Raw genomic sequence first — 22,155 nt, forward strand, 5'->3', positions numbered from 1 at the left:
CATGGAAACTCAAATGACCAAATACCGCTGGCGGATCGTGGCCCTGCTTTTTTGCGCAACTACGATCAACTATCTGGACCGGCAGGTTCTGGGCTTGTTGAAACCCACATTGGAAGCAGATTTCGGCTGGTCTGAGCAGGATTTCAGCCACATTGTAATGGCTTTCCAGACGGCTTATGCCATTTCGCTGATTGGATTTGGTGCCATTATTGATAAAATCGGAACGAAACTGGGTTACACCATTTCAGTTGTGGTTTGGAGCATTGCGGCAATGTTGCATGCCGTCGCTACGGGCACATTCAGTTTCGGATTAATGCGCGCATTGCTAGGTCTGGGCGAAGCCGGTAACTTTCCGGTGGCCATTAAGGCAACCGCAGAATGGTTTCCAAAACGCGAACGCGCGCTCGCAACGGGTATTTTCAACTCGGGAGCCAACATTGGAGCCGTCGTCGCTCCCATCATGGTTCCCTGGATTTTGGGTTCCTATGGTTGGCAGGAAGCGTTCTTAATCACCGGTGCCATTGGTTTTGTATGGCTGTTTTTCTGGTTTCGTTATTATGAAGTGCCTGCAAAGCAGCAGCGCATTAATCAAGCAGAATTCGACTATATCCATAGTGATAATGAACCCGATACAAGCAAAGAAGCGCCTGTGAAATGGCTCGATCTTTTCAAAGTGAGACAAACCTGGGCCTTTGTATTCGGCAAAATGCTCACCGACCCGATCTGGTGGTTTTTCCTTTACTGGCTCCCCTCCTATTTCGCCGAAGCATTCAAGCTCAACCTTTCCAAACCCAGCCCGGAGCTCGTGATTGTTTACACAGCAACGACCATCGGGAGCATCGGCGGCGGTTATCTTTCGGGTCATTTTATCAAAAAAGGCTGGCCGATTTTCAGAGCTCGTAAAACTTCTATGCTCATTTTCGCTTTCCTCGTCACGCCTATTATGCTGGCCCAATACACGACTAACATTTGGCAGGCTGTGATTCTGATCAGCTTGGCGGCGGCGGCGCACCAGGCTTGGAGCGCGAACATTTTCACGACGGCTTCGGATATGTTTCCCAAGAAGGCGGTAAGCTCTGTGGTGGGTATCGGTGGGATGGCGGGATCAGTAGGAGGCATTCTTTTTCCGCTTTTGGTAGGGATCATTCTAGATAATTATAAAGCTGCCGGTAACATTGGCGGCGGTTATAACATCATTTTTGTCATTTGCGGATTCGCGTATCTGCTCGCCTGGGGCATCATGCATTTGTTTGCGCCTAAGATGGAAAGAGTGGATATTTAGCAAATCATACAACCAACATCATTAATTCACATTCAAATTCTGAAATGAAAAAGACATTCTTACTGATCGCATTTCTACTTTTCAACATTGCATCATTTGCACAAAGTGCGGACGAAAAGGCAGTTGCTGACGCAGTGGAAAAAATCCGCGTTGCGATTATCGGTGCAAAAGAGGCCGATCTCATGAAACTAACCTCTCCCAAACTAACCTACGGACATTCCAATGGCCTGATGGAAGATCAGGCAGCATTCATCCGCGCACTGGTTAGCGAAGAGTCTAAATTCACAAAAATTGACCTGTCCGAACAGACCATCACCGTTTCCGGCGACGTCGCAATGGTGCGCCACAAACTCATCGGCGACACACACAACAAAGGAAAAGATCCTGCCCCGGTAAGACTAGGCGTCTTTATGGTTTGGCAAAAAGTGAAAGGGCAATGGATTCTGATTGGCCGCCAAGCCTTTAAGTTGGCATAATGCTGATTTTCTTGGACACTCTTTTCCAAAAATATTTTTCAACCCTCATTTTTCATCATAATACGTCAGCGGGCCTTTGTAGTGGGCGGTGACGTGCTTGCCGTTTCTTTCTATGCAATCGACGTCCAGGATGTAGTTGGGGCCGTCTTTTTTTACGGTTAGCTTGCCTTCGTAGAGCTCGTAGTACTCGCCGTCTTCGGCGGCGAAATTGCTGTTAAACACTACGTAAGGTTCAAAGAAGGTTCGTACTTCTATTGTGAAGTCGTTGTCAAATGTGTATTCTCCTTCATCCAAGGCATTTGCCGAAGCACTAACCAGCCTGAAATAAATCGCGTGACCAACCCCGTAAATAGAATCTATATGGCCGCCTGATTCCTGAATTTTTACACCTTCGGAAGATAGGAATAGCACCTGGCCGCTTCCGCCTTCGGGATATTCACCTAAATGAACCAGCAGTCCTTTTGATATTTCAAACTCCCTTCCATCGTGCATCAGGGCATTTTTTGGCTCAATTTCTTTGTCATCCTTACAGCCGGCAAATGCCAGCACCAACATGAAGACGCAGCAAAGTAATTTCGTAAAATTGTACATTGTTCAAAATAGTTAGGTTAAGGATCGTGAATGCAAAATCAAAACAAAAAAAGCACTCTGATTGTACGCGTAATTAATACAATCTGAGTGCTTTAATGATATAACTTAGTGGCTTACCTAATGCGAAGGACGCTCCGGAACAGGCAGCGATGCATGGTAATCCTGCTGGATAATGTCTGCGTATTTATCCAATAACTCAATGACCTTATCACGGGTTTTGGCTCTGACAACCAACCCTACATGGTAAGGCTCGTTCATGCGCCATACGATTTCAGGATCATTGAAAACAGACAAATCCGGCCATTCCTGTCTCGCTAATGAGATAATGATGCCCGAATAATCTTTTCTTACTGGCGGCAACTTGTAGTTGTCGCCTTTTGCCTCGGCAGTCTCCATTTTTGCCCACTCTTTCCAAAGATTGATCCCGGAAGACGCCTCAACCATTTCAGAAAGATTAGCGCCTCCTACGCGTGAAGACGTTTCCAGGAAATAATATTTCCCATCATCATGGCACCGGATCACTTCCGTATGCGAAGCGCTGTGCTTTAATCCAAAGGCTTTCAAAAGATCCACGGCCAATGTTTCCAGTGCATGCTCCTCCGAAGAATCGAAAGGAACAGTTACCGACCTGAAAATGCCGCCGCCGTGCGCTACGTCGAAAGGTGGCGCCAGATATTTGCTGTTCCAGGAAAAGATAACCCGGCCGTTGTAAGAAATGGAATCCACGTGATATACGTCCCCGGGCTTGTACTGCTCCACAAGGTAAGCATGCCTTTTATCGCCGAGCTGGTGAATGGTTTCCCAAAGCTCTACGGCATCTTCCATCTTTTTAATCCCCGTAGCCGAAGCCTCAGACCGAGGTTTGATCATCCACGGACCCGGATATTTTTCAATAAATTCATTAATAGCGTCATCATTGAAAAGCGCCGAAAAACCCGGAACCAGAATACCCGACTCGGCCGCTTTGGTGCGCATGGCCAGCTTATCCCGGAAATAGCGACCAGTGGTTTGCCCCATGCCCGGAATGCGGAAATATTCACGGATATGGGCTGCTTTTTCAACATCAAAATCATCCAGCGCCACTACGCGGTCGATTGGCCGGGAGCGCATGACGTAAGCGAGACCGTTAATGATCTCGTTCATGTTATACTTGCCGTCTTCCCCTTCCTCCACATAAAAAAACTCGTCAACTGAGTCCCTGACCCATGGCTTATGCTCCAACTTCTTGGCCGTAATCAGGAAAACCTTGTTACCGGAATCCTTTAAAGCTTTCAGAAAATCGTTGCCCTTGAAGTATGTCGATATGCAAAGAAAAGTAAGCGCTCGGGTCATAAAATTAAGCTTTCGTGAGTAATAGCTTATAAAAATTCTGAATGTTTAAACCAAAACTTGCTTCTTCAAATCTAGCAAAAAGAACCAGTTAGGCAAGGGAAAGGCATTTTAAATTATTGCTGACAAATAAGCACGCAACAACCGCACGCCATAGGCTGTGCCTGCCCTGCCGGGAGCAAATTCTATATCTCCAAATGCCGTTCCGGCAATGTCCAGATGCGCCCAGGCGGGGTGTTCATCTGTAAATGCTTCCAGGAATTTGGCCGCTACGATGGCTCCTGCCAATGGTTTTCCATGATAATTCTTCACATCGGCGATGTCCGACGCAATTTCTTCTTTATACGAATCCCAAACGGGCAGCCTCCACATTCTTTCGCCTGTGTTGTCGCCTGCTTGGGCCAGTGCTTCTGCGAGCTCATTGTTAGGCGTAAAAAGCCCCGCAGCTTCGTAACCCAATGTCTGGATCACACTGCCTGTTAACGTTGCCAGATCAATGACAACGTCTGGTTTGAAAGTCCTGACTGCATAACTAAGCCCATCGGCCAGAATCAATCTGCCTTCTGCATCCGTATCAATCACCTCGATGGTTTTGCCTGAATAGGACCCAATTACATCACCGGGTTTCATCGAAAGTCCGTCGACGCTGTTTTCGGTGGATGGAATTATGCCAATGATCCTAACCGGCATTTTCAATTGCGCAGCCAGTTCCACGGCTCCCAAAACAGCCGCCGCACCACCCATATCGCTCTTCATCAAATGCATATTGGCAGAAGTCTTGATAGAAATCCCACCCGTATCAAATGTCACACCCTTACCAACCAATGCAATGGTTTTGGTATAATGTTCGGGCTCATATTCGGAAACGATCATTAAAGGTGGAGCCTCACTGCCTTTCCCAACGGCCAGCAATGCGTGCATACCCAGCGCTTCAAGCCTGGATTTGTCCAGCACAGTCACTTTATAACCATTTTTCTCTCCTGATTCGGACGCCCACTGGGCTAATGTTGCGGGGGTTTTATAGTTAGAGGGCGCATTCATCAGGTCCATGATCCGCATCTGAACCAGCGCTGTTTTTTGAGCGACAATCAATGCTTCATCGATCTCCGGCGAATGGTTTTCAGTCAATACAGATAATGTTCCGGTTTTGAAAAAGGCACTTAATAGTTTGGGTTCTGTTTTATAAAGTTGCAGATCGTAACCACCCAAAACGATGCCGTTAAGCGCGTTTTCGATCCATTCCGGCGTGCGGCCTTTGCAATCCAGAACAATCTCCTCAGGCCAGCGGTCTTTACGTTTGAAGAACAGCGACCTGAAAATTTTAATGATAGCCGGAAGCTGTGGCGATTTGCCCAACCCGATCCAGAGCTCACGCGAAGAATACCACCAAATTTCACCTTTTTCGGCCTTGAACATATTTTGATTTTCGGGTTCAAAACCTTGTTCAAACGGACGAATCAGCAACAGATCTTCCGATGCCTCTGTTATTTGTTTAATCTGCATTGTATTTTAAAAAATCAGTAAAAACGTTTTCCACTCCTTGTTTCACAACTGCCCGGCACGACAACTATAACAATTCCTAATCCAAACCGCCGCGACGTGTCGGCTTTCTTGGCTCCGGCCATGCTCCCAGCTCCCCTTTTGAATTTAGTGGCAGAACGCTCTTTTCGCGAGAGGTTTTGGCGGGATCTTCACTGGCTTGGTAAGCCATTATAGCGGCAAGAATTGCATTGCTCCGCACATCATCGAACACGATTTTGTCGTACGTGTCGCGGTTGGTGTGCCATGTATAGGTTCCGTAGGACCAGTTCAAGGAGCTTAATGAGAATGCGGGTGCTCCTGCTGCCACAAATGAGGCAAAATCAGAGCCGCCCGCGCCGGGTGCACCGGGGAATTTGGATTCGATAGGCGCTTTAATGTTCTCCGGAACCTTGGAAAGCCAGCGGCCCAGGTAGTCGTAGGAATTCAGAAAACCTTGACCAGAGAGATTAATAACCCGTCCCGTGCCATTATCCTGATTGAAAACCGCCTGAATATTCTGCACAATTTCCGGGTGATCTTCCACAAATGCGCGCGAGCCATTCAGCCCTTGCTCTTCGCTTCCCCAATGTCCGACCAGGATTGTTCTTTTGGGATTCGGATATACTTTTTTGAGGATACGCATGGCTTCCATCATCACAATGGTGCCCGTTCCATTGTCCGTAGCACCGGTTCCGCCATCCCAGGAATCGAAATGTGCGGAAAGGATCACATATTCATTCGGTTTTTCTGAGCCTTTGATTTCGCCAATTGTATTGAATGTCTGGCTTACGCCCGTTTCTTTCGCATCCGCCCGAACGCTGATTTTGGGCGTATGACCCGATTCCGACAGGCGATATAGCAAGCCGTAATCTTCCAGAGAAATGTCAATGGTAGGGATTGTTTTTGTATAAGCACCAAAAATTTTATTTGCACCAAAACCCTTTGACCAATAAGACATAACCACGCCTGCCGCCCCAGCTTTTTCCAGTGCCAGCGGCAATGTTCGCGCATTATAACCGCTTTTTTTCATGCGGTTTGCCCATGCTTCGGTTTGTGCATCACGGTCTTTTTTCATTTTTTCAAATGACTCTTTTGTCGCAAATTCCTGCCAGTTATAGTCCGGTCGGCCGGTTGGCTGGTTCATGCTGATCATGACAAATTTGCCTTTGGCAGTGGGCAACCATTTCTGGAAAGCCAGTGAATCAGCCACATCCGGGAGAATGGTCACGTCAGCTGTAACCGTTTTCCCTCCCGTGCCAGGGCTCCACGCCAGCTGCATTCCTTCGAGCGATTTGACGCGCGGCGCCACCATATCAATGTGTGACACGCCGCGTTCCCAGCCGCGCCATTCGCCCCACTTTTCGTTTTTCGCTGTAATGTTCCAGCCTTTGTATTTCGCCACTGCCCACTCGTGTGCCTGCATCATTTGCGGCGAGCCTACGAGCCTTGGCCCGATGACGTCCATTAATTCGTGCGCCAATTTTTCCAGTTGTGAATTTTCGGTTGCTTCTTTAACAATGTTTTCAACTACCGGATCTTTGCTTTGTGAAAAGCCAGGCTGGATCTGAACGGCAAAAAACAACAGGAAAACAAAGGAGACTTTTTTCATGGAAATGTTGGTTTAACAATTAATCTAATTCCTAAGATAGGAAATAGCGATAAAGGTTCGGATAATGGTTAGGAAAATTGTTTCGTTTGTTTTCTTCGCGAACTATTTCGTTGGCCTGCTGGCAGTGGCATTGTCGCTCGAAACTATGTTCCAGCTCAGGCTGCCATTTAATGCTGTTCCTTACTACATTCTTATTTTTTGTGCCACGGTTTTTTATTACACCATTGCCTACTCCATCCCACCGGGCACTGCGTTTTCGAGCAACCCGAGAACGGAATGGTATCGCACGCATTACAACTTTACGCGTATTAGTCAATATGTGCTTTTTACGATCTGTGCGGGAATCAGCGGCTGGTTTTTGATCCGGGATTTTACAAAATTGCTGCATTTGCCGCTAGCAAACTGGCTTTTGCTCCTTAGCATTCCCGGCGCGGCAATCCTTTACTACGGACTGCTTCCCAAGTCTCTAATCTCGTTCAACCTTCGCAATACGGGCTGGCTGAAAGCATTTGTGATCGGCTTTGTGTGGGCCGGTTTCGTGAATGTGTTTCCCATTACCATGCTGCGTATCGAGCAGGTAATTGTGGTTCATGAGCCCATTTTCATGTTTTGGTTGTTTGTCAAAAACTGGATGTTCTGTACGGTGAATGCGATTATGTTTGATATGAAAGACTATGAGGACGATGCTAACATTCAACTGAAAACATTCGCGGTGCGGATTGGGCTGAGTAATACGATCGTTTATGTGCTCGTTCCGTTACTGCTGATCGGATTGCTTTCGTTCCTTTCGTTCGCATTTTTCCAACGGCTGAGCACGCCTACATTGATGCTCAATTTGCTTCCATTTGTTTGCTTGCTCGGCGTCGCTTTTGCATTACAAAAACCCAAAAGCGTGCTATTCTATCTCATTGTGATTGACGGATTACTGCTGGTAAAAGCCATCTGTGGAATTACAGGAAGCTTTTTCACTTATCATTAAGGTCATGAAAAATAATTACGACCAGGTTGCGGGGTTTTATGACGGGCTTTCAAAGCTGGTGTTCGGAAATGCGCTGACGGATGCGCAGCGCTCCGTTCTGCACTTCATTCCGGAGAAAGCGAACATTCTCATTGCAGGCGGAGGAACAGGCGCGGTTCTGGAAGAAATATCACGCATAAGGCCGCACAACATTGACATTACTTACATTGAAATCTCGGAGAAAATGCTGGATATAGCCAGGAAGCGCGATGCCGGGAAAAATAATGTCCGATTCATTCACGCAGCTGTCGAGTCATTCCAATCTGCTCCTCAATTTGATGTTATTATCACCCCATTTATGTTTGATAATTTCCAACAGGACAAAGCGGAAGTCGTTTTTCAAAACCTACATAACGTTCTTAATTCGAATGGAATCTGGCTTTTTACGGATTTTAATGTGGAAGAGAAGCCCGGTAAATTTTGGCAAAAATGGCTGCTGAAATCCATGTATCTCTTCTTTGGAGTTCTTTCAGAAGTGGAAGCAAAAAAGCTGCCTGACACCGCAATGTTGTTCAGTAAGGCAGGTTTTAAAACGATTTTTCAAAGATCCTTTTATAGCGGCTTTATCAACTCATTGGTTTACCAAAAACCTTAACCCAAAGCAGCGCGCCTTCTTCCAAATATAAACCGCTCATTAAAAACTACAATTGAAAGTAAGATCAGCGAATAAGCGGTAATCTGAATGGAATTGATGGGCTCATGAAAGTACACAAGCGCAATGAAGAAATTCATCAAAGGATTGATATACAACAAGATGCCCATAGTTGATGACGTTACGCTCTGCAACGCGTACAGGTTCATATACAGCGGAACGATGGTAAAGAGCACCGCGATCAGGAATATCAATGCATAAAATGAAAACTCGGTTGGCATTGCTTCGCTGTACTGCGGATAAAACGGAAGCAGGATCAGGGCCGAGAAAATGATCTGGACGGTCAGGACCAAAAATTTATCCATACCCACATTCTTACGCTGACTGACCAGATAAAATGCATAAGAAAGCGCAACGATAAGACTATAAGCAATATCGGCAACATTACTGAAAGACAGCAACATACAGCTTACTATGCTCAGTGAAACTGCTGCCCACTGCCATTTGCTCAATTTTTCATTCAACACAAAATACGCAATCACGGTTGTCATAATGGGACAGACCAGGTAAGCAAAGGACGCTGCTTTCACGCTGATGTGGTTCATCACGTAAATGAAGAAAAACCAGTTTGCGGTCAGTAATATGCCGCCTGCCAGCGTCAGTAATGTGACCCGTTTTCTCTGCTCAGAAGGCATCTGACGGAATGTTTTCACATTTTCCTTCAACACTTTTACCCTAACGAACAGGCTGATCACCGCCATGATAACGGCACACAAAAAGACGCGGTAAAAGAGAATATCAAGCGAAGCGTAAGCCTTTAACGGTTTCAATGCCAGACTGAAAAACCCCCAAATTACAAATGAGATAAATGCTGCCAGATAGTGTTTCGAAAATTTCATGGAGCTGGTAATGTGTATCAAACGGTGTGGATGGATGTATTGAGGGAACAGCAAAACATTTCCGCGGGTTCGGAGGCGCTGAAAATCATTCGTTTCTCAACTCAGGATATTTTAATAATACAAAAAACGGAACCTTAGCCAGTATATTTGGCTTGATTTAAGCAGAACATTAGCATTCAATATGACTTTTTCCGATATCAGGCTTGTAGCGACCGACATGGACGGCACGCTTTTGAACTCCAAACACGAAATACACGAATCTTTCTTCCCCGTTTTCAGAAAATTAAAAGACAATGGCGTCATTTTCGTAGCCGCCAGCGGGCGCCAATATTTCAATCTGGCCAAAGCATTGGAACAAGTAAAAGACGAGGTGATTTTTGCTGCTGAAAATGGCAGCTACGTTGTCTTTAAGGATGAGGAAATCCACATTCAACCCATTGAAGCAGACATTGTGCGGGAATTGGTGCAGATTTCACGCCCGATTAAGGACACATATGCAGTGATCTGCGGGAAGAAAAAGGCTTACGTAGAAAATGACGAGCCTGAATTCATCAACCATTTGAAACTGTATTTTGAGAGATATGAGATCGTTGAAGATCTGACAAAAGTGGAAGATGACCAATTCCTGAAATTTACGCTTTGCGACCTGGCTGGTTCGGAAGTGAACAGCTATCCACATTACAAGCATTTTGAAGACAATTTGCAAGTAAAAATCTCAGGGCCGATCTGGCTGGATATTTCGCACAAAAAAGCCAATAAAGGGCGTGCTATGGAGGTTTTGCAGGAGAAATTCAACATTACGTTTGACCAGACCATGATCTTCGGCGATTATCTTAATGACCTTGAAATGCTTACGAAAGGACATTACTCGTACGCAATGGCGAACGCGCACCCGGATATTAAAAAAATAGCCCGTTTCATCGCTAAGAGTAACGATGAAAACGGGGTTGTAGAAGTCCTTTCGGAAATTACGGATTAGCCTTCGGGTTACTCCGTGTATTTTTTGAATATAGAAGTCGCCGTGTGGCCGCCGAAGCCAAATGTATTGTTCAGCGCATAATTCACGGTTTGCTTCACAGATTCGCCAAGTATAATGTTCAGCCCTTCCGGCGTAGCCTCATCAAGCGTCTCTGTATTGATCGTTCCCGGGATAATGTCGTGCTTCACAGCCAGGATAGACACAATGCTTTCAATGGCTCCGGCAGCTCCCAACAAGTGTCCGGTCATTGATTTTGTAGCGCTGATCGCCACCGAATGATCCCCAAAAACGGTTTTGATACCATTCAGCTCGCTCATATCACCCAGCCCCGTGGATGTAGCATGTGCATTTACGTAATCAATTTTGTCGGGAGTGATCTCGGCCTCTTTTAAAGCTTTTCTCATGCCCAGCGCTGCGCCCATTCCGTCTGGGGGTGTGCCCGTTAAATGGTAAGCGTCTGCTGCCATGCCGCCTCCGACAATTTCAGCATAAATGGTTGCTCCGCGGGCCACTGCATAGTCGAGGTCTTCCAGAACCAAAGCGGCCGCTCCTTCACCCATTACGAAACCATCACGGTCCTTATCGAACGGACGGGATGCTTTTTCAGGCGCATCATTGCGTTTGGACAACGCTTGCGCCGCACCGAATCCACCCAATGCAGAGTAAATGATCGCTGCTTCCGAACCGCCTGCGATCATCAGTTTCGCCTTGCCCATCTTAATGGTGTCGAATGCACTGATCACCGCCGTATTGGACGATGCACAAGCAGAAACTGTACAATAATTGGGACCGTGCAACTTGTGGCGGATCGAAATGACGCCGGCTGCAATGTCCACGATCATTTTTGGGATAAAGAAAGGACTGAAACGCGGCACACCATTCGACGCATGGAATTCCAGCAGCTGGTCTTCAAAAGTGCCCATTCCACCGTTTCCTGTCGCCCAGATCACGCCCATATCGTAGCGGTCTTCCAACTCAACCGTGCTGAAATCCAGCCCGGCGTCCTTGATGGCTGTGTCCGATGCTGCAATGGCATACTGCGTGTGCAGATCGTATTTTTTCAGCTCTTTTTTATCGATATAATCCTCAGCAACGAAATTGCGGACTTCGCAGCCGAATTGCGTCTTAAACTTAGAAACATCCATTTTCGTAATGGTAGCAGCACCGCTTTTACCATTCACAATATTTTCCCAAAATTCATCTACCGAATTTCCGAGGGGAGAAATAACTCCCAAACCAGTAACAACTACTCTTCTCATAAAAATTTAGATTTTCTCGACAACATCAGGCGTTATTTGTCAAACTCCTGAGTCACTGCATCTTTGAATAAGGCTTCCACCATTTTTTGCACTCTTGGACCAACTATTAGTATCACCGGTATGACCAGCATATAGGCCATGATCCAGGATTTCAGCCAAATCACCAAAAAATTGGCAACAAATCCAATATTTATAGAAACCAAACTGAAGGAAATTATACCCGTAGTAATCACTCCCATAATCATGGCAAACGCAATTTTCCGCTTCATTTTCTCTTTTTATTCAGTTTTGAAATTGTCACCGGTCGCTATGTGAATATCAGGCTGCACTTCCCGGGTTCATTGCCAGCAGCGCTTGGTCTGGCGATTGCAGGAATAATCCAAATAGCTCGGCAGTCCTGCCAACCCGGATTTCGTATGTATCTGTCTCAAATGCATGAACCAAAGCCTCGGCTACTTCGCGTGGCGGAATGCCATTTTCTCCACCGATTTCGGTTGAAAAATCTGTGTTAACCAATGGCGGCATCAGTTCAAAAACCTTTGTGGAAGTTGTTTTGGCTAATGTCAACCGCAGTGATTGCGTGTAGGAATGCAATGCTGCTTTACTCGCGGCATAAGTCGGGATCACGTGATTAGGCACGTAAGCTGCAATGCTTGAAACATTGACGATTGCGGATTCCGCCTGTTTGCTTAACAGTAGCGCCAGTTTTTGATTTATCCCGACAATTGATAAATAGTTGGTCACAATTTCTTCCTCTGCCCGTTCGTAAACATTGTCCACGCTATCGAGCAGATAATAAGATGCCGCGCCCGCGTTGTTGATCACAATGTTCAGGTCTGGAAAATCGCTTTTTAATGTTGTCACCAGCTTGTCCACATCCTGCTTGTCAGCAACGTCACTCACAATGGCCGTTGTGTTTTTCAGTTTTGCCACGGCGCTGTTGAGCCGCGCTTCGTTTCTGCCCGTGATGATCACATTGTTTCCCTTTTCCGAAAAAATCTTCGCTATCTCAAATCCGATTCCAGCGCTTCCTCCCGTGATCAAAATTGTATTTCCCGTCGTTTTCATTTTTGTCTTTGTTTAAATAAATCAAATATTAAAATATACCGATCGGTATATTTATGTTTAAAAAAATTGGTTATAAATCGTCAACCATCTTTTTTACTGCCTTCATTATCGCCGTCCTGTATTGCAGCTTACCCGTAACTTTACTGATCATAATCCCTCCTTCGACCAATGCGATCAATGTGATAGCCACTTCTTCCGGTTCCAGATTGGCACTCAGCTCATTATCTACAATCCCTTTTTTAATCAAGGCTTCGATTTTATTTTTCCATGAATAAATGGCGTCAGCCGCTTTTTGGCGCAACGGGGGGTGTGTGTCGTCGGCCTCGATAGAAGTATTGAGAATGGGACAGCCGCCTTCGGGAAACGGGTAAGTCAGGAAGTTTTCATAAATGCGCACATACACCAGCAACTTTTCCTTCACCGATTTCTGCGCATCCATTTCAGCCTGGACGGCGGTGAACATTTTTTTCAGGTTAAAATCAAAAGCCGCCAGGGCCACTTCGTCCTTGTTACGGAAATTTCCGTAAATGCTTCCTTTCGTAAGGCCTGTTGCTTCAATCATATCATTAATTGAAGTTCCCGAATAGCCCTTTACATTGAAAATCGGTGCCGTTTTTTCAATAATAAATTGCCTGGTTTTTTCTGCCTTATTCATATGCTTCTAATTAACCATACAAAAATATACCGATTGGTATATTATAACAAGCAAAGCTTCATTTATTTTCAAATTTATTTTATTACAAAAACAAAAAGCGGCCTGGTTTTACACCAGGCCGCCATTTTATCTCCCATAGCCAATTTTTTACTTAGCGCTCACACGCCAGATCGTCCCAGCCGAGTCATCATTGACCAGCATCGAACCATCTTCCATAACGGTCACTCCCACCGGGCGGCCGTACACTTTCTTTTCACTTTCTATAAATCCCGTCAAGAAATCCTCGGGCTTTCCAGCTGGTTTGCCGTTTTTGAATGGGATAAATACAACTTTGTAACCCGTTAGTTTCGAGCTGTTCCATGAGCCGTGCTGGCCTATGAACGCACCGTTCTGGTATTTGGCTGGAAACTGTGTTTTGTCATAGAATGCGAGTCCGAGTGAGGCTGTGTGTGATCCTAACGGCACATCGGGCACAAGGGTTTTGGCTACAAGATCGGAGCGTTCACCCTTTCTTCTCGGATCCTCATTTTTTCCAAAATACGCATACGGCCAGCCGTAAAAACCGCCTTCTTTCACACTTGTAACATAATCCGGCACCAACTCATCACCGAGCTTATCCCGCTCATTTACAGCCGTCCAGAGCACATTAGAACCAGGCGCCCAATCCATCCCAACCGGGTTACGCAAGCCGCTTGCATAGATTCTTTCCCCCGAGCCGTCCGGATTTATTTCCAAAATATTGGCCCTGCGCTTTTCCTCATCCATGCCATGGTCCGCCACATTACTGGCCGATCCTACCGAAACATAGATTTTAGACCCATCCGCATTAGCGAGCAAGTTCCTTGTCCAGTGATTGTTATATCCGCCAGCTGGCAAATCAAGGATTTTTTCGCCTTTGCCCGTTATTTTGGTTTCCCCTCCTTTATAAGGATATCTGAAAACGCCGTTGGTATTGGCCACATAGAAATAATTTTTGAGCACCAGCATTCCCAATGGCTGTTTGAGATTTTCAATGAAAATCTCTTTGATTTCAGGCCTACCGTCTTTGTTGACATCACGTAAAATTGTGATTCTATCGGCGCTCTTTTTCGTATTGGATTCCGCAACGAAAACGTCACCATTCGGTGCAACGTAAGTCCAGCGTGGATTTTTTAGCTTATCTGCATATTTGCTGACCGTGAAACCTGCTGGCGCAGTTGGCATTTTTCCTTCGGGCCAGCCAGCCTCCTCGGGTCTGTTTTCAACCGACTCGGTGGTAAATGGTGCAGGTAATGTAAGGCTGTCTGTAACTGTTTCAACTGAATCAGGGCCACTTCTTGCGGCAGCTTCTTTTTCGTCATCGCTTACTTTGGTGTTGCATCCCCCCAGCGTTAGGGCCAGGCATGTGCATGCAATTATGAGGCAATTTGTCTTCATTCTGTGATGGTATTAAAAGTAAAAAGCAGATCATCGGTTTCTCAACCTGTGATCTGCTTTTTACAATAATGATGCCACTTTGCTATTCAAGCATATTTCGTCCTTTGACTTAGTAAATTACCGCTTGAAGAGCAGTTTAAAAGCTAACCGGAACCTCAATCACTGCATCGGCCCAGCCCATAAACATCTTCGCAGAAGTGTCTGAAACTTTCTCAAATACGATAGAAAAATTCTCGATCGGTGCTTCTGCTTTTTTCACAGGAGCCGTTACCCGAAGGACATCGCTGCCTTCTTTGTATTTGTAAGCGCCCCAGTAATCCAGGTCTGAGCTCAGGATTACGGTCCATTCTTTTTCGCCAGGAATCGAGAAAAGCGAATAAGTGCCTGCTTTGACTTTCTTGCCACCGAATGTCGCATCCTGATAAAATTTGACCTCGGTCGCTTCGTCCGCGCCCGTTCTCCATACTTTTCCGTAAGGTTCCAGTTTACCAAAAACTTCTCTTCCTTTCAAAAACGGGCGGCTATACGAGACTTTCACCAAAGCCTTTTCACCATCTTTCCGGTCATGCGCAAAGTGATCCGGGAAATAAGCAATATCACGCGGACTTTTATCCAAAGGCCTGAATTTCTGCGCCTGAGCAGCAAAAGCGATCAAGATAAATGTCAGAGAAAGAAGAATTTTGTGTTTCATACAAGTTGATTTAGTTGGATTAGTTTCTGATTTGGGCAATTTCGCTTTTTATAATGGTGCCTGCATTTAAGCTGTATATCCTTATAACGTCTAAGCCATCATCTTCCCACTCAAAACAGGGCGGGAATCTTTTGTTTTTCCCAGGATAGCCAGGCTGCGTTTGAATTCAATGATTACGTTGTCGGCTTCGAACTTGCAGGTTACGGTTTCGTAGTGGGCGGTTTCGATGAAGCGCCAGGTCATTTCGAATGTGTTTTCATCGACCCAAGCTCCGTTGCCTGCTACTTTGGTCAGCTTTTCACCGGGAACAGGCGTTAGTACGAGCTTCAAAGGCATAACGGAAAGATCCGTTAACCCGACTTTCCAGTTACCCAACCCATTCACGACCAAATGCTCCCCCTTATCGTCGTACAACCGGAACAAGCACCAGCCTTTCGCGAATTCAAAGGATACTTTATTCACTTTCAAACTGTTATCGGCTATTTTAAAGCTTTTATTGGTAAGTTTTGTCGCCAACTCGGCGGTTGGTTTCCCAGGCGTCAGCGGCAATGCGAGTGATGTTAATTTCTTTTGAAGTTCCGCCTGTGTATCCTTATCCGACTGCACGCGAGCCGACTTCACAGATGCAAGAACGTGGTTCCAGACGTGGTCGAGAATGGCTTGCATATCACCTGTTTCGCTGGTAATTGCCACCACCATATCCTCCTTCGGCATCACTATGCAATACTGTCCGTAAGCGCCATCGCCCCGGTAAGCATCGTTCCGGCAACGCCAGAACTGGTAACCGTAACCTTGCAGCCAATCGTTTTCTTCCGGTTTCCGGGCTCCGCCTTTGGACATAATGTGAGAACGCGTGGCTTCTTCTACCCAGGCTTCGGACAAAATGCGCTTGCCGTTCCACTGGCCCTTCTGCAAATAAAGCTGGCCGAACTTGGCAATATCCTCGGTCTTGACCCTCAGTCCCCAGCCTCCCGTATTGATGCCGTTCGGATCCACTTCCCAATCCGGATCGTCAATGCCCAGTGGTTCGAAAAGACATGGCGTCAGATATTGCAGCAATGTCTGGCCGGTGATTTTCTGGATGATCGCGGACAGCATATACGTTGCTGCGCTGTTGTATACAAAGAATGTCCCCGGCTCATGTTCCACGGGCAAGGATAGAAATGCTTTTGCCCAATTCTTTTCCTTGGATTCCCTGACAGGCCCGGTGGCATCCTTATCGTGCCCGGTAGACATGGTAAGCAGATCTTTTACCCGCATCGCGGCCAGATTCGCACTCACTGTTGCCGGTTTGTCATCCGGAAAGAATGATAGAACTTTGTCTTCAACACTTAACTTCTTCTCTCCTACTGCCAATCCGATGGCCGTAGAAGTGAAACTCTTGCTCAGCGAATACAGCGTATGCTTCATATCAGGCCCGTATGGAGCCCACCAACCTTCCGCAACCACTTTTCCCTGGCGTAGGATCATTAAACTGTGCAAATTGAGCTTGTCTGCCTCCACAGCGTTGGTGAAATCCAGAATATTTTTAGCCGATAATCCCTGCAATTCGGGTGAACTGCGTGGTAAAGAACCGGAATGTAATGTTGCAGCCCAGGCCGATGCCGGAATCGCGCTGATTATGCCTAATTGTAATGCACCAAATCCAAGTTGTTGTAAAAATTCCCTGCGATTGTAAGACATGTCTATGGAGAATAAATGTTCAGAAAAGTCAAATGGTCGGGTGGCTGCGGACTGGGCATGGACGATTTGTCTGCGGTAATGGTATCTTTGTGCTTACAAAAATATTTTTGACCAACTGCGCAGCACTTTATGTCTTTCGAATCGCTTGGCTTGTCCGAACCATTATTAAAAACCATTGCCGAACAGAATTATACTCAACCTTATCCGATTCAGCAGGAAGCAATTCCGGCTATTTTGAAAGGAAATGATGTGCTGGGCATTGCCAAGACTGGTTCGGGAAAGACGGCCAGCTTCGTCCTGCCGATTTTGGAATTATTTCAAAAAAAACCGGCAGCTGCGAACCGGCATATTTCTGCATTGGTCCTGGTGCCTACGCGCGAGCTTGCGGTGCAGATTGCCGTTGTTTTTCAAACATTTGGCGAAAGGCTTCCACGGAAAGTGAAGACGCTGGCTGTTTATGGAGGTGTTTCGATCAATCCGCAAATGATTGGTTTGCAAGGTGTTGAGATTCTGGTGGCAACGCCCGGCCGGTTAATTGATTTGCTGTCGCATAAGGCGCTTAATATCTCAGAAACGCAGATTTTAGTCCTGGATGAAGCCGATAAAATGTTGAATCTTGGCTTTGCAGAGGAAATGAAGGACATCTTTTTCCTTTTGCCCAAAAAACGCCAGAGCATTCTGTTTTCTGCCACATTAGGAGAAGAAGTTGACCAGATCAACAAAACGCAGCTCCGAAACCCGGTGCGCATTGAGATTGAGGAAGAAGAACAAAACCTGGATCTGATCAAGCAAACGGGTTATTTCGTTGATCCGGACCGCAGAGGACCGTTGCTGAGATATTTAATCAAAACGCAGGAAATGAAGCAAGTGCTGGTATTTGTGTCGGCAACCAGAACGGCTGATAACCTGGTTGAAAAGCTGAATAAGAACGGAATCCAGGCGATGGCCATGCACAGCAAAAAAAGTCAGGGCGCCCGTACGGAGGCTTTAAACAAATTCAAAGCAGGAAAACTGACCGTGCTTGTTGCCACAGATCTTGTTTCCCGCGGGATCGATATTCAGTTTCTTCCCTATGTGATCAATTTTGAATTACCCAGATCGCCAAAGGATTATGTGCACAGAATAGGCCGGACGGGCCGGGCAGAAGCGTCGGGAGAAGCGATTTCCCTGATCTGCCCGGAAGACGTGCACCATTTCAAGATTATCCAGAAGAAAATGGGCAAGCGCGTTGAAATGCTTGAATCTTATGATTTGGAATTAATGGGTTACTGAGCCGCCTTGGTCTTATTTTTTGCCGCCAGTTCTATAATCTCTTTCTTGCTGCCCGACCAGAATGCAATTTTCCGGCGGTTGAATGTATACGTCACCGCCACAGAGTCCCCGAAACTGATAATGGCCGGATAGGAATATTCGTCTTCCTTTTTACCCGTTGCAATGTCAATGCGATCCGTCCAGTTTTGACCATTATCATATGACATGATCAGTGAAAGCGGCGATCTCGAACCCCAGTCTTTATCATTCGGGTTGTAAGCGAGCACCAGTGTTCCGTCGGGCAGTTTGGCCAGGTCAATGCCGCTGTTCGGGTTAGGAAGCGATGTTTTCTTGATCGTCGACCAGGTTTTTCCGTTATTAAAAGAATCGCTTCTGCCGATCACGCCGCCCGTTGTTCTTACCAGCATATGCACAGTGCCGGGCTTGGATTCCCACAATGTAGGCTGGATTGCGCCTTTTCCTTTTATTTCTGTTGTATCAATTTTAAAGTAAGGGCTTGCTTTCCAGGTTTTACCTTTGTCCGTGCTTCTGTCTACAAAAACTTCCCAGCGATTTACTTCATTGGACGCGCCGGCCAGCCAGTCGCCATTGGACAGTTCGATCAGCTTGTCTTTTACAGGCCCTCTTCCTCCTTTATCGCCTTTTACCAACTCATAGGCATCCGACCACGTTTCACCATTATCAGTCGAAGTCTTAACCCAGGTTTCCCAATGCGCAATTTCTTTTCCTACTTTGAAATATAAAATAATTTTACCGTCCGAGGTTTTTTGCAAAACCGGGTTCCAATGTGCGTCTTCGCGGATTTTGGCCACTTCTTTGGGCGCACTCCAGTTTCCCGGCTGACCTTTGGAAACCCAAATCCCTACATCCGGATTCTTTTCCTCTGTCCCACCAAACCACGCGATCAGATATTGACCGTTATCCAGCCTTACCAATGTGGATGCATGGCACTGCGCAAAATCCCGTTTATCTCCAAAAACAAATTCCTTATCGCTTGCCAGTGAATCCTTCAACTCTTTATTCTCATTTTCCGCTTTGTCCGAACTTTTCGAATTACAGGAAGTCAGCATGACGGAAGAAAGCAAAAGACCGGTTAACAGGCCGGCACACAGGTTTTTTGGAATGCGCATAGGAAGTTGAAATATTGATGTCTGAAAAATGTACGTAGGATTGGGCGGAACGGGCTATTATTTGAGCAATTTCTTTAACTCGTCCATCACCATGCCCGGCGCTTGCTCTTCGTATAAAATGCGGTAAACGGCACTTGTTATGGGCAGGCTTACCTGGTGGATCTTGTTCATTTCGGTAATGCTTTTGGTAGCATAGTAACCTTCCGCGATCATTTTCATCTCCAATTGCGCCGCCTTGACGCTATATCCGCGGCCGATCATATTGCCAAAAAGCCTGTTCCTGCTAAACTGTGAGTAAGCCGTCACAAGCAGATCTCCCAGATATGCGGAAGAGCTCATATTGCGTTCGCGCGGGTCGAGGGCAGTAACGAAATTCCCGATTTCCTGCATGGCATTGGAAACCAGCACGGCCTGAAAATTATCGCCGTAACCCAGTCCATGCGTTATGCCGCAGGCCAGCGCTACAATGTTTTTCATCACAGCCGCATATTCAACGCCGTAAAGATCGTCGAGCGGGTTCGCGGTCACGTAGCGGCAGGTCATCAGTTTAGCAAAATCCTCCGCGCTCGGACATTCCGTGGAAGCGATCGATAAATAGGATTGCTTTTCCAAAGCCACCTCTTCCGCATGGCAAGGGCCGGCTATCACACAGGTTTCTTGCAGGTCAATGCCGTATTCTTTGGCAACCCAGTCCGTAATAAGCATATTCTGGTCCGGAACCATGCCCTTAATGGCCGAAACAATCCTTTTTCCCTGCAAATGTTTCGAAGAAAGATCGCGCAATGCTTCCTGAATAAATGCGGCGGGAACTGCCAGGATCACGTAATCAGCACCTTTGACGGCTTCTGTGGTCTTTTCAAAGACCTTCACTTTCTTGGGAGAAAGCACCACGTCGCTCAGATAGCTGGGATTATGATGGAATTTACGGATATGCTCAATGTCTTTCTGGTTTCGCAGCCACCACCGGATCTGGACGTTATTTTGTTCACAAAGGATTTTGATCAGCGCAGTTGCCCAGCTGCCCCCTCCTATCACGGCGATCTTAATGTTGTTTAAAAGACTCATTTTTGAGGCCTGAAAAGGTGTTCAGGCATAAATTGGATATGAATGAATGTTTTCAAAAATGAGAAGATTTTGACAGAAAATAAAAAATCCTTGCAGCAAAGCCGCAAGGATTTCTTTTTTAACCTAAACTAAATCGAACTTATTACACTTTTACAACGTATCAGTTCGCGTTTTCATTTGATTTCTTACCGTCTTTTTTCACTTCTTCTTTCTTTTTTTCTACCAAGTCGCCGTTCTTCAGGTTTTTGGACACCGCAATGTAAGGCCCGGAAATAATGGTATCGCCCGGTTTAAGGCCGGAAAGAATCTCGATATTCTCAAAATCGCTGATGCCTGTTTTCACTTCTTTCATTTCTGCCTTACCATTCACATCCACAAACACAACTTCTTTGATCGCTTCCTCTTTCTTAGGCTTTTTCTCATCCTCTTCCGGAGCCTGCTCTGTCTGCTCGCCGGGGCGCGCACCAGCGGCAACGGGAGGCGTGCTGTTCCGTGTGGTTACAGCGGCTATTGGAACAGAAACCACACCATTTTTACGTTCCGTAATGATCTCAACCGAGGCGGTCATGCCCGGTTTGAACGGGTAGGATTTTTTAGATTTGGAAACCATCAGATCCGCAAAGGACTCATTCAATATCTTCACCTTCACTTCAAATTCGGTCACAGCATCGGCAGAGGCACTGGAAACGGCTGATCCTGTGGAAGCTGCGGAAGCCAAGCCGGCCGCTGTATTTGCAATCTCCTTGACAATCCCCCTGAACTTCCGTCCGGAGGCGCTATATGCGTCTACATCTATTTCGGCCGTGTCGCCCAGTGCAACCCGGACAATGTCGTTCTCGTTCACATTCACACGCACTTCCATGTTGCTCAGGTTGGCAATGCGCATCATTTCGGTTCCTGCCATTTGCGAAGTTCCTACCACGCGTTCACCCGCTTCTACATTCAATAAGGATACAACCCCCGTTACGGGTGCAAAAATGCTCGTTTTACGAAGGTTTTCTGCTGCATCCTTCAAGCTCGCCTCGGCGCTTTTAATGTTGTACAATGCGGCCGAAACATTGGCTTTCGCAGATTCAACATCCTGCTGCGCAACACCGAATGTTGAGGCAAACTGCTCGTAATCAGCAGCCGAAATCACCTTATCATTATATAGTTTTTTGTTTCTGTCAAAATTCGCCTTCGCTTGCAACAGCCGCGCTTCGGCTTGGGAAACCATTGCTTTTGTCTGTTCGTAGTTGGCTTTGCTGGAATTGACGGCTGCCTGTGCGCGGGCCATCAAGGATTCATAGTTGTCGGGACGGATTTTTAATAAAAGTTGCCCTTTCACCACCGAATCGCCTTCCGCAACATTCAGGCTGATAATCTCACCTGAAACGTCCGGGCTGAGCTTAACTTCAACCTCCGGCTGAACTTTGCCCGAAGCGCTTACGCGCTCAATGATATCCGTCTTTTTAACATTGGTATACTCAACCTCCGTTGCTTTGGGCTTGCCAATGTAACCGGCTTGTTTTGCTCCAAATAAACCTGCCACAAGAAGTGCGACAATGCCTGCTGTGATCCACCAGATCCGTTTCGAAGATTTACGTGCCATATTTTACTTTGTTACAATTAATGTTGATT

Annotated in this window: 21 protein-coding genes; 6 read left to right on the forward strand and 15 right to left on the reverse strand. The window is 46.4% G+C overall.

Annotation, left to right across the window (positions count from 1 at the left end; all coding sequences use genetic code 11):
- Nucleotide 1: 1 nt before the first annotated feature.
- Both LZG74_RS14315 and LZG74_RS14320 read left to right on the forward strand, forming a co-directional pair.
- Nucleotides 2-1,282, forward strand: coding sequence for an MFS transporter (locus LZG74_RS14315; RefSeq protein WP_026628387.1), 1,281 nt, complete (start codon nucleotides 2-4; stop codon nucleotides 1,280-1,282).
- 44 nt (nucleotides 1,283-1,326) lie between these two features.
- Nucleotides 1,327-1,758: a nuclear transport factor 2 family protein gene (locus LZG74_RS14320; protein WP_026628388.1), complete on the forward strand. Its 432-nt coding sequence runs from the start codon at nucleotides 1,327-1,329 to the stop codon at nucleotides 1,756-1,758.
- Between the two features lie 45 nt (nucleotides 1,759-1,803).
- Here LZG74_RS14320 and LZG74_RS14325 read toward each other — a convergent pair whose 3' ends face one another.
- From LZG74_RS14325 to LZG74_RS14340, 4 genes are all read right to left on the reverse strand, one after another.
- On the reverse strand, nucleotides 1,804-2,349 hold the full coding sequence (locus LZG74_RS14325) for a hypothetical protein (protein WP_233797239.1): 546 nt from the start codon (nucleotides 2,347-2,349) through the stop codon (nucleotides 1,804-1,806).
- Between the two features lie 117 nt (nucleotides 2,350-2,466).
- The gene (locus LZG74_RS14330; RefSeq protein ID WP_233797240.1) at nucleotides 2,467-3,681 is read right to left on the reverse strand and encodes an acetyl-CoA carboxylase biotin carboxylase subunit family protein; all 1,215 of its coding nucleotides are present in this window, start codon (nucleotides 3,679-3,681) and stop codon (nucleotides 2,467-2,469) included.
- Nucleotides 3,682-3,789: 108 nt separating this feature from the next.
- Complete coding sequence (locus LZG74_RS14335) at nucleotides 3,790-5,181, reverse strand: M17 family metallopeptidase (RefSeq protein WP_233797241.1); 1,392 nt, start codon at nucleotides 5,179-5,181, stop codon at nucleotides 3,790-3,792.
- 76 nt (nucleotides 5,182-5,257) lie between these two features.
- Nucleotides 5,258-6,808, reverse strand: a complete 1,551-nt coding sequence (locus LZG74_RS14340) for a M20/M25/M40 family metallo-hydrolase (protein ID WP_233797242.1) — start codon at nucleotides 6,806-6,808, stop codon at nucleotides 5,258-5,260.
- A gap of 64 nt (nucleotides 6,809-6,872) precedes the next feature.
- Here LZG74_RS14340 and LZG74_RS14345 point away from each other — a divergent pair, with 64 nt between their 5' ends.
- On the forward strand, nucleotides 6,873-7,787 hold the full coding sequence (locus LZG74_RS14345; RefSeq protein WP_233797243.1) for a UbiA family prenyltransferase: 915 nt from the start codon (nucleotides 6,873-6,875) through the stop codon (nucleotides 7,785-7,787).
- Between the two features lie 4 nt (nucleotides 7,788-7,791).
- Nucleotides 7,792-8,421, forward strand: a complete 630-nt coding sequence (locus tag LZG74_RS14350; protein ID WP_233797244.1) for a bifunctional 2-polyprenyl-6-hydroxyphenol methylase/3-demethylubiquinol 3-O-methyltransferase UbiG — start codon at nucleotides 7,792-7,794, stop codon at nucleotides 8,419-8,421.
- On the opposite strand, the gene LZG74_RS14355 is transcribed toward LZG74_RS14350, so the two are convergent.
- Nucleotides 8,418-9,317 (reverse strand): EamA family transporter, encoded by a 900-nt coding sequence (locus tag LZG74_RS14355; protein WP_233797245.1) that lies wholly within the window; start codon nucleotides 9,315-9,317, stop codon nucleotides 8,418-8,420. The genes LZG74_RS14350 and LZG74_RS14355 overlap by 4 nt on opposite strands.
- Nucleotides 9,318-9,498: 181 nt before the next feature.
- Between LZG74_RS14355 and LZG74_RS14360 the strand changes: the two genes are divergently transcribed.
- Nucleotides 9,499-10,296 (forward strand): HAD family hydrolase, encoded by a 798-nt coding sequence (locus LZG74_RS14360; RefSeq protein WP_026628397.1) that lies wholly within the window; start codon nucleotides 9,499-9,501, stop codon nucleotides 10,294-10,296.
- Nucleotides 10,297-10,304: 8 nt separating this feature from the next.
- Here the strand turns inward: LZG74_RS14360 and fabF are convergent, their stop codons facing one another.
- The 7 genes from fabF to LZG74_RS14395 form a co-directional block, all read right to left on the reverse strand.
- Complete coding sequence (gene fabF / locus LZG74_RS14365; protein WP_233797246.1) at nucleotides 10,305-11,555, reverse strand: beta-ketoacyl-ACP synthase II; 1,251 nt, start codon at nucleotides 11,553-11,555, stop codon at nucleotides 10,305-10,307.
- Between the two features lie 32 nt (nucleotides 11,556-11,587).
- Nucleotides 11,588-11,824 carry a DUF2798 domain-containing protein gene (locus LZG74_RS14370; protein ID WP_026628399.1) on the reverse strand — a complete coding sequence of 79 codons (237 nt, stop codon included), beginning with the start codon at nucleotides 11,822-11,824 and terminating at the stop codon, nucleotides 11,588-11,590.
- A 49-nt stretch (nucleotides 11,825-11,873) separates the two neighbouring features.
- Nucleotides 11,874-12,623: an SDR family oxidoreductase gene (locus tag LZG74_RS14375; protein ID WP_233797247.1), complete on the reverse strand. Its 750-nt coding sequence runs from the start codon at nucleotides 12,621-12,623 to the stop codon at nucleotides 11,874-11,876.
- Between the two features lie 70 nt (nucleotides 12,624-12,693).
- Complete coding sequence (locus tag LZG74_RS14380) at nucleotides 12,694-13,278, reverse strand: TetR/AcrR family transcriptional regulator (protein WP_233797248.1); 585 nt, start codon at nucleotides 13,276-13,278, stop codon at nucleotides 12,694-12,696.
- A gap of 147 nt (nucleotides 13,279-13,425) precedes the next feature.
- A complete protein-coding gene (locus tag LZG74_RS14385; RefSeq protein WP_233797249.1) occupies nucleotides 13,426-14,694 on the reverse strand; it encodes a sorbosone dehydrogenase family protein in 1,269 nt (422 codons plus the stop codon).
- A 136-nt stretch (nucleotides 14,695-14,830) separates the two neighbouring features.
- Nucleotides 14,831-15,385: a DUF2911 domain-containing protein gene (locus LZG74_RS14390; protein ID WP_233797250.1), complete on the reverse strand. Its 555-nt coding sequence runs from the start codon at nucleotides 15,383-15,385 to the stop codon at nucleotides 14,831-14,833.
- Between the two features lie 90 nt (nucleotides 15,386-15,475).
- A complete protein-coding gene (locus tag LZG74_RS14395) occupies nucleotides 15,476-17,068 on the reverse strand; it encodes a serine hydrolase (RefSeq protein ID WP_233797251.1) in 1,593 nt (530 codons plus the stop codon).
- Between the two features lie 129 nt (nucleotides 17,069-17,197).
- Between LZG74_RS14395 and LZG74_RS14400 the strand changes: the two genes are divergently transcribed.
- A complete protein-coding gene (locus LZG74_RS14400) occupies nucleotides 17,198-18,340 on the forward strand; it encodes a DEAD/DEAH box helicase (RefSeq protein WP_233797252.1) in 1,143 nt (380 codons plus the stop codon).
- Here LZG74_RS14400 and LZG74_RS14405 read toward each other — a convergent pair.
- The 3 genes from LZG74_RS14405 to LZG74_RS14415 form a co-directional block, all read right to left on the reverse strand.
- On the reverse strand, nucleotides 18,334-19,470 hold the full coding sequence (locus tag LZG74_RS14405; RefSeq protein ID WP_233797253.1) for an exo-alpha-sialidase: 1,137 nt from the start codon (nucleotides 19,468-19,470) through the stop codon (nucleotides 18,334-18,336). The genes LZG74_RS14400 and LZG74_RS14405 overlap by 7 nt on opposite strands.
- Nucleotides 19,471-19,527: 57 nt before the next feature.
- Nucleotides 19,528-20,535, reverse strand: a complete 1,008-nt coding sequence (locus LZG74_RS14410; RefSeq protein WP_233797254.1) for an NAD(P)H-dependent glycerol-3-phosphate dehydrogenase — start codon at nucleotides 20,533-20,535, stop codon at nucleotides 19,528-19,530.
- A 160-nt stretch (nucleotides 20,536-20,695) separates the two neighbouring features.
- A complete protein-coding gene (locus LZG74_RS14415; RefSeq protein WP_233797255.1) occupies nucleotides 20,696-22,126 on the reverse strand; it encodes an efflux RND transporter periplasmic adaptor subunit in 1,431 nt (476 codons plus the stop codon).
- Nucleotides 22,127-22,155 lie beyond the last annotated feature (29 nt).

It is taken from the genome of Dyadobacter sp. CY327 (assembly GCF_021390415.1).
Taxonomy (GTDB): domain Bacteria; phylum Bacteroidota; class Bacteroidia; order Cytophagales; family Spirosomataceae; genus Dyadobacter; species Dyadobacter chenhuakuii.

What these genes read in the sequence shown, in the direction of transcription:
- LZG74_RS14315 (WP_026628387.1), top strand. Translation starts at nt 2, where the DNA reads ATGGAAACTCAAATGACCAAATACCGCTGGCGGATCGTGGCCCTGCTT.
- LZG74_RS14320 (WP_026628388.1), top strand. Translation starts at nt 1,327, where the DNA reads ATGAAAAAGACATTCTTACTGATCGCATTTCTACTTTTCAACATTGCA.
- LZG74_RS14325 (WP_233797239.1), bottom strand. Translation starts at nt 2,349, where the DNA reads ATGTACAATTTTACGAAATTACTTTGCTGCGTCTTCATGTTGGTGCTG.
- LZG74_RS14330 (WP_233797240.1), bottom strand. Translation starts at nt 3,681, where the DNA reads ATGACCCGAGCGCTTACTTTTCTTTGCATATCGACATACTTCAAGGGC.
- LZG74_RS14335 (WP_233797241.1), bottom strand. Translation starts at nt 5,181, where the DNA reads ATGCAGATTAAACAAATAACAGAGGCATCGGAAGATCTGTTGCTGATT.
- LZG74_RS14340 (WP_233797242.1), bottom strand. Translation starts at nt 6,808, where the DNA reads ATGAAAAAAGTCTCCTTTGTTTTCCTGTTGTTTTTTGCCGTTCAGATC.
- LZG74_RS14345 (WP_233797243.1), top strand. Translation starts at nt 6,873, where the DNA reads ATGGTTAGGAAAATTGTTTCGTTTGTTTTCTTCGCGAACTATTTCGTT.
- LZG74_RS14350 (WP_233797244.1), top strand. Translation starts at nt 7,792, where the DNA reads ATGAAAAATAATTACGACCAGGTTGCGGGGTTTTATGACGGGCTTTCA.
- LZG74_RS14355 (WP_233797245.1), bottom strand. Translation starts at nt 9,317, where the DNA reads ATGAAATTTTCGAAACACTATCTGGCAGCATTTATCTCATTTGTAATT.
- LZG74_RS14360 (WP_026628397.1), top strand. Translation starts at nt 9,499, where the DNA reads ATGACTTTTTCCGATATCAGGCTTGTAGCGACCGACATGGACGGCACG.
- fabF (WP_233797246.1), bottom strand. Translation starts at nt 11,555, where the DNA reads ATGAGAAGAGTAGTTGTTACTGGTTTGGGAGTTATTTCTCCCCTCGGA.
- LZG74_RS14370 (WP_026628399.1), bottom strand. Translation starts at nt 11,824, where the DNA reads ATGAAGCGGAAAATTGCGTTTGCCATGATTATGGGAGTGATTACTACG.
- LZG74_RS14375 (WP_233797247.1), bottom strand. Translation starts at nt 12,623, where the DNA reads ATGAAAACGACGGGAAATACAATTTTGATCACGGGAGGAAGCGCTGGA.
- LZG74_RS14380 (WP_233797248.1), bottom strand. Translation starts at nt 13,278, where the DNA reads ATGAATAAGGCAGAAAAAACCAGGCAATTTATTATTGAAAAAACGGCA.
- LZG74_RS14385 (WP_233797249.1), bottom strand. Translation starts at nt 14,694, where the DNA reads ATGAAGACAAATTGCCTCATAATTGCATGCACATGCCTGGCCCTAACG.
- LZG74_RS14390 (WP_233797250.1), bottom strand. Translation starts at nt 15,385, where the DNA reads ATGAAACACAAAATTCTTCTTTCTCTGACATTTATCTTGATCGCTTTT.
- LZG74_RS14395 (WP_233797251.1), bottom strand. Translation starts at nt 17,068, where the DNA reads ATGTCTTACAATCGCAGGGAATTTTTACAACAACTTGGATTTGGTGCA.
- LZG74_RS14400 (WP_233797252.1), top strand. Translation starts at nt 17,198, where the DNA reads ATGTCTTTCGAATCGCTTGGCTTGTCCGAACCATTATTAAAAACCATT.
- LZG74_RS14405 (WP_233797253.1), bottom strand. Translation starts at nt 19,470, where the DNA reads ATGCGCATTCCAAAAAACCTGTGTGCCGGCCTGTTAACCGGTCTTTTG.
- LZG74_RS14410 (WP_233797254.1), bottom strand. Translation starts at nt 20,535, where the DNA reads ATGAGTCTTTTAAACAACATTAAGATCGCCGTGATAGGAGGGGGCAGC.
- LZG74_RS14415 (WP_233797255.1), bottom strand. Translation starts at nt 22,126, where the DNA reads ATGGCACGTAAATCTTCGAAACGGATCTGGTGGATCACAGCAGGCATT.